Origin of the sequence: Bacillus sp. BF2-3 (assembly GCF_008368795.1) — a bacterium.
GTDB lineage: Bacteria > Bacillota > Bacilli > Bacillales > Bacillaceae_G > Bacillus_A > Bacillus_A cereus.
Genome location: NZ_QOSA01000005.1, coordinates 14,378 through 28,693, shown reverse-complemented (window position 1 = coordinate 28,693; position 14,316 = coordinate 14,378). Strand labels below are relative to the sequence as shown.

The window sequence follows — 14,316 nt, the reverse complement described above, 5'->3', positions numbered from 1 at the left end:
GCACCTTTTTTATATCCCCCCACTCAACTAAAACTTTAAAATGCACATCCCCCGATGCCATTTCTTTAATCCAAAACAAATTCTACACTATTCCAATAGACTTACTCGTAAGCTTGTTAAACAAATATTGAGAAATATAAAACATCATTTCTAAATATTTTTATTTTTGATACTATATTTTATAAGAATATTCAAAAAGTGAGGGGATTTCATGAACGTTCAACTACAAGGTAATGAACAAATTACAAAATTATTTAATGACTGGTATTTAGCTATGTTAAAACAAGATGTGTCCCAAGCGGCAAACTTAAAGCATGAAATTGAGGAAAAGGAACTAAACTTTGAAGAAGATGAAAATTTAGCATTATATCATTCCTTACTAGAGTTTCGACATAAAGTTTTGACAGATAGTTTAAGTATTTCAAAAGATAGCTTTGATAAAATAGATTCTTACGTAATCTCATCCAATCATCCACTGTCTTACTACTATCACTTCTTTAAAGGCATTTATGCAACTTTAACCACAGACTATAACTTAGCTAGCGAACATTATGAACAGGCTAAGTTATTATTAGTAAATAACACTGATAATCTAGAGCATGCTGAATTTTATTATCGAATGGCGATTTTCCATTATCACTTTTACCAACCAATTGAATCTATTGAATATGCAACTAAGGCTAAAGAGATTTTCGATAAACAAACTGGCTTTGAAGTTAAAGTTGGATTATGTAAAAATACATTAGGTGCCTCATTTGTATATTTAAAACAATATGAACAAGCAGAAGAGCAATATAATTCAGCAATACACCTTTTACAGAAATCTGATGAAAAAGAATTAATTTTAAGTGTACGTAATAATTTGGGTTGGTTGTATGCCAGTCAAAACCTCTCCACACTCGCAATCCGTCACCTATCAGAAGTGACCGAAAAGAAACCAACACATTTCAAGGCTCTCTTCTTGCAAGCAAGAGAACACTCTAAACTAGATGAAACAAGTATCGCTGAAGGATTAATCCAAAAAGGGTTAAAAATTTGTACGGAATTAAATAATGAAGAATATATATATCATTTTAAAATTCTAAACGAACTAAATAATAATGTTGGTTCTGAAGAATTAGAAACAATTATCCTTAAAGGAATTACGTTTTTCGACAAAGAATTATTATATAACTACACTCAAGAATACTCAGAAAAATTAGCTGTTAAATTTTATAGTGAAAATAACCATATTAAGGCAAGTGAATATTTTCATAAAGCGTTACAAGCAAAAGAAAAAACGTTTGAGAAAGGGGCATTGAAATGATTAAAAAAATTAGCTCTGTTTTTTTAGGACTATCTGTTTTCGGTATTTTGGCTACTGGCATTCATAGTTCATTTACATACCAAGCGGGTCATGCTGATCTTCCTGCACCACAAAGACCTGACCTTGTTCAATCCGTTGACGTAAGTAAAGACTACAACTCAACAACAACTGAAAAAGCACTTTAAAAAATGAAAGACCTTCAATTAAGAAGGTCTTTTTAAATACGCTTATTTAGAATATTTCCCTTTCATGTAGGCTTTATTTTCTCATCAACTCCGCAATCCTCTTACTCTCCTCACTACCAACTTTCTCAAGTTTCTCCACAACTAAATTCCGTCTCTCTACAGAATGATTTTGACTTAACTTCGCTTTTCCTTCTATTTTATTTATCTTTATTTTGAATCCAACTATTCCCTTACTTAATCCTCCCATATAATTTGGATCTACATCATTAAGTGAGTAGGTGCTCTCTGGATCTTCATATTTATTTACTAAATCTTGAAGAGAATCTACTAATGTCTTCTCATCTTCAACAATTTCTAATTCACCATATACATGCACTGCAACGTAATTCCATGTTGGTACTGCATTGTTTGTTTCATACCATGACGGAGAGATGTAACTATGTGGTCCTTGAAATATAGCTAGTACTTGCTGAGTCCCAATATCTTTCCACTGTTCATTCGGTCGTGCGAAGTGACCATGTAAAGTAAGGGTCTCCCTATTTAGCAACAACGGCAAGTGCGTTGCATATGGTTCTCCGTTATGTTGAGAAAATAATGTCGCAAAGCTATTTTGTTCCATTATTTCGTACTTCATCTCTTCATCTTGTATTGCGAAATATTTTGGTATGTACATAAGCTCCCTCTTTTCCGCTCTTTTCTATTTTATTTCCTATTATATTTAGTAACCGCATCAATCAACAGGGCCAGTTTGTATTTGTTTTATAATGGCAGCTTTCTATTTCAAAACAATAGGCAGCATGTATTCCATGCTGCCTTAGTTTATTTTTTCTAATATATTTGTAATAAATACGGTCTTACCTTCAATATAACTAGATCGATTTTTCGACTCTCTTGCTAACTCTTCCTTCAAGTTTCCATACTTATTAGCTACTTCAGTATGTTCACGAAGGTAATCTCGAAACGCTATATGCCTTCTCAACTCTTCACTATTTTTATCACACACATGCTCCATCCAAACTGTATTTCCCCCGTTCCATGGAACGAACGTATCCTTTCTTCCAAACGCCTCTCTTCCTTTAAAGCTCCATTCTAACTGATGATAGTACCCTATCTTCTCAAGTTTTTTTACTACCTCATGAAAAATTTCGTACTCTTCTATTACAATATCAATATCTAGTATTGGTTTTGATGCAAGCCCTTTAACAGATGTACTCCCAACATGTTCAATAGATACAATGCTGTCTTCCATTACATTGTTAATAAGAGTGTGTAGTTTATTAAATTCACTTTCCCATTTGACATTATATTCTTCGATAGCAATTCTCTGCTTCAACGTACCCCTCTTCTCAAAACAAATTATAACCGTTGAATATGAGTATCCTTAAAATCCGTCTCATATTTCAATCCATATCCAAACATTCGATCCATTCCAATATGTGCTGTCCATATTAAGCCAATCATTATAACGGTATCTATCTTAAAATAGACACCTAGTAGAACAATTAATATGGATATGATATATGTGTGACATACATTATATATTTTCACACCAACGTGATTATTAATCCCATATGCTAACATTGATAGATCCGGCGCTAAAAGGAATACAAAAAATATAATCCAACTAAACTCATATATCGAATACATATAAATCGTGGCTAAAAATACAACCATTCCTTCAAAATGTACAATACGTTTTTGCATTATTTATCATTCCTATTTTTCTATATTTATTGATACATTTTCATCGCTGAAAGTGTTCTTTGCATTTTTTGACCAGATGGTTGCTAATATTGGCCCTGCAATGTTATGCCATACTGCTGCTAATACACTTGGGAGTGCAGCAGCCGGTCCAAAATGCAAAATACTTTCCAGCTACATTACTTATCGCTTCTAGTACTTTCATCCACTCAGCCCCTATCTTTTAATTGAAACACCTTATTCGGATTCAAAATATTTTGCGGATCAAGAGCTTTCTTTATTTTCTCCATTACAAATAATGCTGCCCCATGCTCTTCTTCTTGATACTTTCGTTTTCCGATTCCAACGCCATGTTCTCCTGTACACGTTCCTCCTCGTTTAAGAGCATACTGAACGATACTTTCATTTATTTCGTCTGCCTTCTTCACTTCCTCTTTATCATTTGTATCAATCATTAAGAGTACATGGAAATTCCCATCCCCAACATGACCGAGAATACCGCCAATAAGCCCTACTTTATCTAATACCTCTTTCGCATGTTGAATCGCTCCAGCTAATTCCGAAATTGGCACACATACGTCTGTACTCATTAGCTTTTTACCAGGATAACTATGCACGTAAGAGTACGCTAAATTATGTCTTGCATCCCACAGTTTATTTCTCGCTGCTGTTTCCATCTCAAACGCAATTTCTATACATTTATGATCAAGAACGATTTCTTTCGTAAATTCAATATCTTGCTTTAACCCTGCTTCATTGCCGTGAAACTCTAAAAACAGTGTCGGTTCTTCTCTGTAACTTGTTTCATTGTAATGATTTACTTGTTTCATAGATAATTCATCAACGAGTTCAATTCTCGCGATTGGAATACCTGCCTGTAATATGTTAATTACAGCTTCTACTGCATCATTTATAGTTGGAAACGATGCCCTCGCAGCCATAACATGTTCTGGTATACCGTATACTTTTAAAGTTAACTCCGTGAAACATCCAAGTGTTCCTTCTGAGCCTACGAAAATACCATTTAAATGATAACCTGATGATGACTTCGCCGCTAAATTCCCGGTATGTATTACTTCTCCATCAGCAAGAACGACTTCTAAATCTCGGACTTGATCACGCATTACCCCATACTTTACCGCTGTCGTTCCGCTCGCATTTGTAGCAGCCATTCCTCCTAACGTTGCATCAGCTCCTGGGTCTACACTAAAAAATAATCCATACTTTTTCAATTCTTTATTAAGCTGAGAGCGCGTCACCCCTGGTTGTACTCTCACAAGAAAATCCTTTTCTCTTATTTCAAGTATTTTGTTCATAAGAGAAAAGTCCATTGTAATTCCTTTTTCGTAAGGAATTACATGTCCCTCTAAACTGGACCCTACTCCAAATGGAACGACAGCTGTTCCGTGCTGACTCGCTATTTTCATTATCGTGCTAACTTCTTCGGTCGTTTTTGGAAAAACAACTACATCAGGTAAACTACTAACATGGTAAGATTCATCTTTACTATGTAACTCTCGTACTGTCATATTTATTACTACTCGATCTTCAGGAAGTATGCCTTTTAATTCATTTACTACATGTTCAATTGTTATTTCCATAATCAACTCTCCTTTTTAAATTTAAAACAAGTATACCATCTTTATACAAAATAATTAGAAAAATTAGATTTTTAAACCTAAACATACAAAAAAGAACCTGCAGCACACGCTACAAGTTCTTTCCCACTACATTTTAAACGATTTCTTTATTAACAACATAAACCAAATTAAAGTAACTGCCATCAACGAATGAGAAAATCCTACAATATAAGTTAACCCTTTAAAGTCAGCTCCATTTAACTGAAGAAGCCCTCTCGCTGCTAGCGAACCTAACATTAATGTTAATGCAATGTTATGTAAAACAAACCACTTATTAAACCCTTGCACTTCATGAAACGCGAATACTTTTGCTAATCCTAAAGCAATTAAAAAGAAGAAAAAGCCAAGTACAAGTGTATGTGTATGCAAAAGATTTAACAAAGTAGATCCTAAAATCCCTTTATACTTACCATACTCCCTAGCGAAAATCCCTGATAATAAACCGATAATCAAATACGTAAACGATGCATTATATAATTTCTTCATTATGTACCTCCTTGAGTAGAATGTGTAGTGTGTCATATTTAGTAATAATGATAGTTATATAGTAAAAACTCCTAGTCACCTAGGAGTCATTGTATAAGCATCTCACTCTTTACAATCAATCCTAATTATAAAATATCTCTCTATACAAAACAAACGAACTTTATGTGAACAAACAAAGCTCCATTAAAATATGTTGCACTTTTGTTTTACACAATCCATACTAATTGTTATAACTTTTTAAAGGTGGTGTAATAATTGATAGTTCTTGAAACCGAACGTCTTAACCTTCGTTGGTTTGATATAAAAGACGCTCCTTTTATTCTTGAGTTAGTAAACGATCCTGCATGGATTCAGTTTATCGGTGACAAAGGAGTTAGAAACTTAGAAGATGCAAAAAATTATATTGTAAACGGTCCCATCGATATGTATAACAAACTCGGATTTGGCCTTTACTTAGTAGAACGAAAAGAAGATCTCACTCCACTTGGTATGTGTGGCCTTATTAAAAGAGATTCATTAGAAGATGTTGATATCGGATTTGCCTTTTTAGAGACATTCCGTTCACAAGGATACGGCTACGAGTCAGCTTCTGCGATAATCGAATACGGTGTACAAAAGCTCAACATGAAACGAATTGTAGCAATTACTTCTATAGATAACATCGCCTCAGGAAAGCTTTTAGAAAAAGTAGGATTACGATTTGAGAAAATCATTTCAGATTCAGGAGAAGATTTAAAATTATTTGGGTATAACGCATAGTAAAGAAGGTCGCCGTGAATGGTGACCTTCTTTACTATTTTACTGATCTCGTCATAATACTTTTAGTTCCATTATAGTTTTGCAGTAATTCTTGTGATTACTACTATGCCTTTCATATCACATTTTTTGGAAATTCATAGAAATAAAACTTTCACATTTAAATAAATTATATTAATATATCAAATAAAGGAAGTGAGAATAAATGGAACAACCGCTATTTTTATTAGTTCTTCAATTCATTGCATTCATATTAATCATTTGTATCGTATATGGAATGTTGTACAATACCGTATTAAATTTAAATATGCCTAAATGGACTGCACATATAGTAGCTACGGTCTTTTCCCTTGGCATTACCTATCAAGCTTTTATAAATTTTATTTGAAAAACTTTTGTAGCAATTACTTCTATTGTTGATGCAGTAAAGCTTTTAGAAAAAGCAGGATTGCAATTTGAGAGGGTTATTTCAAGATCAGAAAACGTAACCATTTTTTATAAAGTCTTTCCAGCGCAAAATAGTGAAGAAGTTAGTTCCGCTGAAAGTGTGTTTGCATAAAAAGAAATGAATTTAATTGATGCTACAAAAATTTTATTTTAATTCTGGTTCTATTGTTTGGAATCGTTCTAGGGTACCATTTGTGTGGACTTTAAAAATTTTCATTTGCGCACCAAAATGTTGTGTTAAGTAAAATGTATCACCAGTTATTAAATTTCCAATCTTCCAATCAGGTTGATATGTACTTTCCATGGAACTTTCTAAATCCCCAATCATTATTAAATTGATATATAATGAAGATGAACTACTCAACATTTTCGTTAAAGATAGTCTATCAACCTCTAACTACCTAATGAACTCAAGTAAACACATCTTCAGTCATTTTAAGAGGTACAAAAGGCACCCTTTCGGGTGATTTTTGTATAAAAATTCTATTTTTTTATATTCGATACCAACCACGAACCTTTTTAAAATAATAGTATCATTATGTCTCCTTTTTAGAGATTATTTTTAATTACCTTGAATTTTTTGCACCAGAACCGGAAAATCCCTGACTACTCGAAATATCAACTATCAGGTGCTAATATTCAATAACGCGTACTGAAAATGATTAAACATTTTTATAAACCAGTGGAACATTTAAGAAATCAATTTTTCTCTTATCGAAATTTAATTAGCTTACAGTAATACAGTGGTCATATATTTTTAAGAATAACGGAAGAATATATAGAAATTGCTACAGAAATGTGAAGTTTAATTAATTTAGGAGGAACAAACTTGTTTAATCAGCTTGTAAAAGTTATACCGAATTTATTTACGATTGGAAATTTATTGTGCGGTGTTTTCTCAATCACCTTGAATATGAGTGAATATTTAGGAGCAGCCTCCATTCTCATTTTCTTTTCAGCTGTTTTAGATTTTCTTGATGGAAGAATTGCAAGAAAATTAAAAGTGAACAGTGAGTTTGGCGTAGAATTGGATTCCTTAGCTGATATTGTTAGTTTCGGCGTCGCTCCTGCGCTTTTATTTCATACGATAGCAACACCTTCTATTTTAACTTCTTTGGCATTTATCCTATTCCCAACAATGGGTGCTTTAAGATTAGCTAAATTTAGTATTAAACCAACTATTGGATATTTTAAGGGATTACCTATTCCAGCTGCAGGATTATCATTGGCTGGTATGGCATTGTTTTCATATAGTAATGCATGGATTACTTTAATCCTCGCCCTCTTAATGGTAAGTCCCATTAGGTTTAAAAAATTTTAATGAAGGTCACGCCCAACGCCATTAAGGAGCATTTTAAATGGATTTAACGCGTCAATAAGTATAAAAAAGCGGGACAATAATATTAAATTAGGTGCCCTTCGAAAAATTAAAACCTTGTATTTATGGCTATTGGGTTAATCCATCGATATGTTATTCTGAAACGTCAGTCCACTTTTAACAGGAGCTCCCTTTATCAAGAGAGCTCCTGTTCTTATTTCTTCTTCTTTTCTGTCGGTTGGCTTTGTTTAGCAAAATTAGATGAATCATCAAAATTTGGTTGCTTTTTACCAGCATTATTACTTCTACCTTTTCCCATATGTAATGCACCTCCCCTCCCCCTTACTATTCCCAATAAAAAAATTCTCTTGCATCCAAGAGAATTTTAAATTGGGTTCTTATTGATAATACCTAAGTACTTCCAACACTGCCATTCCATAAAAGATGGATCCAATGTTAAATTATTTAATGCTAAAACAAATATTACATTTTCATATTTAACTGGATAATCAATTAATAATCCTAATGTATTTCCTGAATCTGCGACAATTATGATTCCCTTTTCTAACACGTCATCTATAACTTCTTTTAATTATTCTTACCTAGCATATAATATTTTCCTACACATTGAGATTGCATGTTGTATAAGGAAGCCCTTCTTCTTTCCATGCAAGAAATCCTCCCTTTAAATTCACTACTTCCTTTATACCAGCTCTTTGTAAAATACTAGCTGCTATAGCGGAACGTAATCCGGTTCGACATTGCAAAACTATTGGAAAATCTTTCGGTATATAATCTAGTTGTTCAAATAGATTACCTAAAGTGATATGTATTGCATCATGAAGGTGTCCTTCCTCCCACTCTTTTTTACTACGCACATCGATAACCTTAACGCTTCCACCTTTTATATGCGGATATAATTCAATCGATGTTTTTTCTTTGTAACTTTCAAATCTATCAAGTCTTTGTATTACTTTTAAGGGTGCAAAAGCAATAATATTATCTAACCCAATAGATTCAAATTCTCTAATAACTGCCTCTACTTTAACCTTTTCCTCATCTAGAATTATTAAAGTTTCTTTTTTATAATCTAATAACCATCCACACCAAGTTGTGAAAGAATTGTTATAAGGTATGTTAATTGACTTCTCGATATGACCTGCAGCAAAACTCTCTACATCCCTTATATCAACTATTTGATAAACGCTCTTCAAAATTTCTTGAAGTTCTTCTACTGTATTAATAGCAGTACTTTTTCTCTTCTTACGAATTGGCGGACCATACTTATTTAAATTCTTCATTAATGAAAAATACTTTGGAGGCTCTGGCTGTCCCGTCAATAAAGTCGATATAAAATCACTTTCTTCATTACACCGAAATGCCCAATTGAACATCTTTTCATAACCTAATGTAGAAGTTGGAATTGCTCCTAATGCTTTTCCACATGCGCTTCCCGCACCATGTGATGGCCATATTTGCAAATAATCAGGAAGTATTTTTATTTTTTGTATAGAATCAAATAATTGTTTCGCTCCTATTTTTGCAGTATCTTTAATACCGACTGCAGTTTCTAATAAATCCGGTCTTCCTATATCTCCTACAAATATAAAATCACCTGTGAATATTCCTATCGGTTTATCATTCGTATAATTATTTTGACTTGTATCAGTTACTAAAAAAGAAATACTTTCAGGCGTATGCCCTGGGGTGTGAATTACATTAAATTTTATATGACCTACTTTAAACTCTGTGCCCTCTCTAACCAATTTGTATCGACCTTCGTTAAGATATTGATATTTCCAATCACAATCTCCTTCATCAGATACATATAAATTTGCATGGTAAAGATTAGAAAGTTCTCTAGACCCAGAAAGAAAATCAGCATGAATATGAGTCTCAGCCGCAGCAATTACTTCCATCCCCTCTTTCTTAGCAAATTCTATATATTGTTCTATATAGCGACTAGGATCAATAACGATTGCTACGCCTTCTTTCTGACAACCGACTAAATAGGAAGCATGTGCTAATTTTTCATCATAAAAATATTTTAAAAGCATAGCTATTCCCTCCAATTAGTTATTTCAAATTAATTTTCAATTTTTGTAACCACTTTTTATCTTCTCCTATAGAATCCCTTTCAACATTAAATTCCAATACATATATGGCAACATATATCTTTTAAGTAAAAACATACTATACCGTTCTTTCGCTTGATTAAATGGAAACGTTTCTTGAGGCTCATGTTCATAGTTAAATTCAGCAAGTATAAGACTTTTATATCCTGTAACAATCGGACATGATGTATATCCATCATATTTAGCCTGTAAATCTCTTCCGCTAAGTACGTCCATAATATTTTGTTTTAAGACGGGTATTTGTTTTCGAATTGCTGCTCCAGTTTTAGAGGTAGGTAAATTGGTACAATCTCCAATTCCAAAAATATTTTTATATTGCACATGCTGCAAAGTATAAGGGCTTATATCTACCCACCCCTGATGATCACTTATCTCACTCTCTTTAATAAAATTAGGTGGCCCCATTGGCGGAACAACATGTATCATACTATATGGTACGGTTTCTCTTTTTAGTGTTTGCGTATCTTCAAAAATTGCCTCTCTCTTTTCGGCGATAATTTCCACTAGATTTTTATTATAATTCGTTATAATTTGCTTTCTTTCTAGTACTTGTTCTAAAGTATTTGCATATCGTGGAACCTGAAATATGTTATTGTTTGCAGAATAAAATATTACTTTACTTCTGTTTCTTACACCACTATTACAAAAATACTCCTCTGCTAAGTACATAATTTTTTGTGGAGCACCACCGCATTTAATAGGAGTATTAGGGTGGGTAAAAAGCGCATTTCCTCCTTTAAATTTTTCGATTTCTCTCCAAGTAGAATCAACATATGTATAAGAATAATTGCTACATACCCCATTAGTGCCAATAGACTCTTTTAAGCCTTTAATACTGTCCCAATTTATTTGGATACCAGCTGCTACAATAAGAATTTCATACTCAAGTAGCAGTCCGTCATCTAAAAGTATCTTATTTTCAGATGGAAATAACTCAACAACACTTTTAGGGATCCACGTTGCCCCTTTTGGAATAAGCGATTCCTGATTACGCATCGTACTTTCCTTTGAAACAATTCCTCCCCCCACTAAACTCCATAGTGGCTGAAAGTAATGTTTTTTTGATGGATCAATAATTGCTATACTTTCTTTCAATAGGGGTACATTTCGTAATAAATGTGCAGTAGAAGATAGTCCTGCTGTCCCAGCACCAATTACAATAATTTTATAACTATCTCTGGTCTTCATTATCCTCTTCCTATCTAAAATTGATTTTTAAATTAACTAATTAGTAGCCATTTTTTCATCGTAGTAACATGATTATAAGTTAAAAACATCATAGTTTTATCTGATTTAAATGAAAATTTTGTTAATTTTACCATCAACATTACTATATGCGTAAATCCCCTATGTTACTTCCATATTTTAGTTTTAATATTAAAACTAAATATTATTATATAAAATAAAAATAATGCATTAAAATACTTTTCATGAATCCGGATAAGTAATGTTTAAAAAACAACATCTAACATCTTAGATGTTAAAATAAACAAATTCACATACTTCACAAATATGAAAAGTATTAAATATCGCTTAAGTTTCGTTACCTTTTTTCTGTATATATTGATAAAAAATTGTGAAATTTTATCGCATTATGCAAGACATTTAATATTAAATATATTACTTTTACTATGAACTAAATGGTTTATAGGGCTTTTCTAAATAAACAAGGTGCTAAATTAATTCTTAAGAAGCCATTATCATTGCATTTATCTAAAAATTTAAAAAATACACGCAGATGGATATCATCTTAAATACATATATAATTACCTTTAATTTTTTGACACGATTTCACATAATTCTTAAACTGATTTTTTTGCGTGCATTATGAAAAAAATGCACCGTGTCAGTCTTTAAAAGATTATATATCATAACTTTAAGAGAGGCAGGAAAACTATGAAGATGAAAAGAAAAATCTACTGGTTAAATGCTAGCCAATAGATTTTTCTTTTTTATCTAAGGATTCTTTTAAAAGAACAACAATTTTACTACAGTAATCAAGAACAGGTTTCTAAATTAAGTTACTGGAGAATATATAACTCTGGCGCAATATCCCTACCAGCTTTCATTCCAATAATAACTCCATGATATAACGTCAAAGATGAAATCCCTCAACTTAGGTATTTGACTTTTTAAATTTATACAAATGTCTTAGCTCTATGTACTGTGATATATAGGTCCACATCAATATGTTATTGCATCATATACTGAACAGATAATTTAAATTACTTTTATAAAGGATGATGAGGATGAACCTAGAAGATATACAAAAATCCTATGGCGTAATTGTAAGTTTAGGAGGATTGTGTCAAGTCACCAACCAAATCAAAAGACACAATTTAAGAACATTTTCTGGACCTTTAGATTGGTTTTATTATCCATCACTTTCAGATGTAAACAGATTACTTCAAAATCGATTTAAAAAATTCATGAAGTTGGAAAATATGGTTATAGAAGGTTCAGAAAGTTACGGTCTTATTGAATCAGAATTTGATAATCAAATTAAATGGGCAGAACGAATTACCTACTGTATAAAGGACACTTATTATAATTGTTTTTCAATGCATGATTTTCCTATTAATTCCGAAAAGGATTTGAAATCAATCTATCCTTCTTTTAAAGCTAAATTAGACACTAGAATTAATCGATTCCTTGAAAAAATAAATAGTAGTGAATCCATTTTATTCATTAGAATTTGGGGAAATCGAGATGAAGCGGTTGAATTACAAAACGTATTATCTAAAATTACAAATAAGGATTTTAATATTCTTATTGTTAATTTCAAGGAGGGTATATCTAATATTGTTGAACAAAATTGGGGAATATCGAGGGTTTGTTCAATTGAACTCCCACGTTATCAGGATAGATGGGAAGGTGATGATTCCGATTGGGATGTTATTTTAAACAAAATAACATTAACTTAATAATTTTCTTCTTACTTTTAACATGATTTGGCCCGTAAAATCAAATAGGTGTAGAAAAATAAAATTCCTGTCTAATTGATACACACTTAATTAACAAAACGTTCATATAATAATTCGTAAGTCCTTCTTTATTGAATAAATAGTTCTTTACAAAATTAGTTCCATCACTAGAGCACCTTTATGCGGTGCTCTTTTTTGAATTTATAAAATGTAAAAATAGTTGTTCCATTTTCCTTTAAATGGCTAATTCCCTTTGTTATTCTTCTATTGATTTCTGTATAATCATTTATGCGATCAGCATATTCTGCTTATGTAGTGCATTCACGACTACTTACTTCCATACTTTATCTTATATTTTGTCTTCTTGGATATTTCATTATAAGCTTCTTCAATTCCCTTGATTTCCTTCCCCTTCTTTTATCTTAAGAACAAGCAATTTCTTTCATTAATATTAAATAAACTAAAGCATAGATTTTAAAAGAACCTAATTTACATATAATTAATGATAAACTACAGTGTGTATTCTCCACGTTTAATCAGCATCTGAATTATAAATCTAACATATTTTTTTTAGTTGATTGTCATTATGGTACAACCGTGTATACATTTACCAAACAAACTACATAGTTTAAATTAGTAAAATATATAGAGAGGAAGGAAATAAATCTATGAAAGTCATAATTTTGTGTGGCGGAAAAGGGCTTCGGATGCAAGGAATTTTAGAGGACATTCCCAAACCATTAGTTCGAGTTCAAGGAAAGCCTCTCCTCTTGCATATAATGAATTGGTATAGAAAATATGGACATTCTGATTTCATTTTACCCTTAGGATATAAAGGTGAGAAAATTAAGGAATATTTTATGGACTTTAGCTGGAAAGAGAATGACTTTAGTTTGAATTTTAAAACCAGTCAATATACGCTACTTCAGAAATTAGAAAATTGGAATATACACTTTATAGATACAGGAATTGATACAATGACCGGGGCAAGACTAAAAAAACTTGAATCCTTTGTACAGGGTGAAACCTTTTTATTAACTTATGGTGACGGATTAGCCAATATAGATATTGATCAACTAATAGCATTCCATAAAGAAAAAGGAAAAATTGCTACATTAACTGGAATTAAAAAAAATAGTCAATACGGCCTATTGGCGGTCGAAGATGGAATTGCTATTGATTTTAAAGAAAAACCATTACTTGATGAAGTAATTAATGGCGGTTTTTTTGTATTTAACAAAGAAATATTCAATTATTTAAGTAATAATGATGATTGTGTTCTAGAAGAAGATCCTCTTCGAAATTTAATAAAAGACAATGAGCTCGCCGTCTATGAACACAATGACTTTTGGGCTAGTGTCGATACACCTAAAGATTTAAAAACTGTAAATGAAAGTTGGAATCCAAATAAATTTTAG

15 protein-coding genes and 1 pseudogene are annotated in these 14,316 nt (G+C 32.0%); 7 read left to right on the top strand and 9 right to left on the bottom strand.

Going from position 1 to position 14,316, the window contains the following annotated elements; all coding sequences use genetic code 11:
* The first annotated feature begins 211 nt into the window (after positions 1–211).
* Positions 212–1,306, top strand: a complete 1,095-nt coding sequence (locus tag DN401_RS04565; protein ID WP_001102703.1) for a response regulator aspartate phosphatase — start codon at positions 212–214, stop codon at positions 1,304–1,306.
* Positions 1,303–1,491, top strand: coding sequence for a Phr family secreted Rap phosphatase inhibitor (locus DN401_RS04560; protein ID WP_000592016.1), 189 nt, complete (start codon positions 1,303–1,305; stop codon positions 1,489–1,491). The genes DN401_RS04565 and DN401_RS04560 overlap by 4 nt, the downstream gene beginning before the upstream one ends.
* A 73-nt stretch (positions 1,492–1,564) precedes the next feature.
* On the opposite strand, the gene DN401_RS04555 is transcribed toward DN401_RS04560, so the two are convergent.
* The 6 genes and pseudogenes from DN401_RS04555 to DN401_RS04530 form a co-directional block, all read right to left on the bottom strand.
* A complete protein-coding gene (locus DN401_RS04555) occupies positions 1,565–2,164 on the bottom strand; it encodes an FMN-binding negative transcriptional regulator (protein WP_000275796.1) in 600 nt (199 codons plus the stop codon).
* Positions 2,165–2,305: 141 nt separating this feature from the next.
* Entirely contained in the window at positions 2,306–2,824 is a 519-nt protein-coding gene (locus tag DN401_RS04550) for a GrpB family protein (protein WP_149287587.1), read from the bottom strand.
* A 23-nt stretch (positions 2,825–2,847) separates the two neighbouring features.
* On the bottom strand, positions 2,848–3,195 hold the full coding sequence (locus DN401_RS04545; protein WP_149287586.1) for a DUF4260 domain-containing protein: 348 nt from the start codon (positions 3,193–3,195) through the stop codon (positions 2,848–2,850).
* A 12-nt stretch (positions 3,196–3,207) separates the two neighbouring features.
* Positions 3,208–3,351: pseudogene (locus DN401_RS04540) on the bottom strand (bile acid:sodium symporter family protein); the annotation flags it as partial.
* A gap of 50 nt (positions 3,352–3,401) precedes the next feature.
* Entirely contained in the window at positions 3,402–4,793 is a 1,392-nt protein-coding gene (locus DN401_RS04535; RefSeq protein ID WP_000406585.1) for an FAD-binding oxidoreductase, read from the bottom strand.
* Between the two features lie 126 nt (positions 4,794–4,919).
* Complete coding sequence (locus DN401_RS04530) at positions 4,920–5,318, bottom strand: DUF2871 family protein (protein WP_000737896.1); 399 nt, start codon at positions 5,316–5,318, stop codon at positions 4,920–4,922.
* 255 nt (positions 5,319–5,573) lie between these two features.
* Between DN401_RS04530 and DN401_RS04525 the strand changes: the two genes are divergently transcribed.
* Together DN401_RS04525 and DN401_RS04520 are read left to right on the top strand one after the other, a co-directional pair.
* Positions 5,574–6,077: a GNAT family N-acetyltransferase gene (locus tag DN401_RS04525; RefSeq protein ID WP_000636203.1), complete on the top strand. Its 504-nt coding sequence runs from the start codon at positions 5,574–5,576 to the stop codon at positions 6,075–6,077.
* Positions 6,078–6,279: 202 nt separating this feature from the next.
* Positions 6,280–6,462, top strand: coding sequence for a hypothetical protein (locus tag DN401_RS04520; RefSeq protein ID WP_000437513.1), 183 nt, complete (start codon positions 6,280–6,282; stop codon positions 6,460–6,462).
* A 204-nt stretch (positions 6,463–6,666) separates the two neighbouring features.
* Here DN401_RS04520 and DN401_RS04515 read toward each other — a convergent pair whose 3' ends face one another.
* Complete coding sequence (locus tag DN401_RS04515) at positions 6,667–6,849, bottom strand: DUF5065 family protein (protein WP_002000399.1); 183 nt, start codon at positions 6,847–6,849, stop codon at positions 6,667–6,669.
* 501 nt (positions 6,850–7,350) lie between these two features.
* Between DN401_RS04515 and pssA the strand changes: the two genes are divergently transcribed.
* Positions 7,351–7,842 (top strand): CDP-diacylglycerol--serine O-phosphatidyltransferase, encoded by a 492-nt coding sequence (pssA, locus tag DN401_RS04510; RefSeq protein ID WP_000483080.1) that lies wholly within the window; start codon positions 7,351–7,353, stop codon positions 7,840–7,842.
* Between the two features lie 617 nt (positions 7,843–8,459).
* Here pssA and DN401_RS04500 read toward each other — a convergent pair.
* Together DN401_RS04500 and DN401_RS04495 are read right to left on the bottom strand one after the other, a co-directional pair.
* Positions 8,460–9,896, bottom strand: coding sequence for an MBL fold metallo-hydrolase (locus DN401_RS04500; protein WP_000925322.1), 1,437 nt, complete (start codon positions 9,894–9,896; stop codon positions 8,460–8,462).
* Positions 9,897–9,962: 66 nt separating this feature from the next.
* Positions 9,963–11,162 carry an FAD/NAD(P)-binding oxidoreductase gene (locus tag DN401_RS04495; protein WP_086385087.1) on the bottom strand — a complete coding sequence of 400 codons (1,200 nt, stop codon included), beginning with the start codon at positions 11,160–11,162 and terminating at the stop codon, positions 9,963–9,965.
* 1,061 nt (positions 11,163–12,223) lie between these two features.
* Here DN401_RS04495 and DN401_RS04490 point away from each other — a divergent pair.
* Both DN401_RS04490 and DN401_RS04485 read left to right on the top strand, forming a co-directional pair.
* Positions 12,224–12,898, top strand: coding sequence for a papain-like cysteine peptidase (locus tag DN401_RS04490; protein ID WP_086385086.1), 675 nt, complete (start codon positions 12,224–12,226; stop codon positions 12,896–12,898).
* A 668-nt stretch (positions 12,899–13,566) separates the two neighbouring features.
* Complete coding sequence (locus tag DN401_RS04485) at positions 13,567–14,316, top strand: sugar phosphate nucleotidyltransferase (RefSeq protein WP_000864434.1); 750 nt, start codon at positions 13,567–13,569, stop codon at positions 14,314–14,316.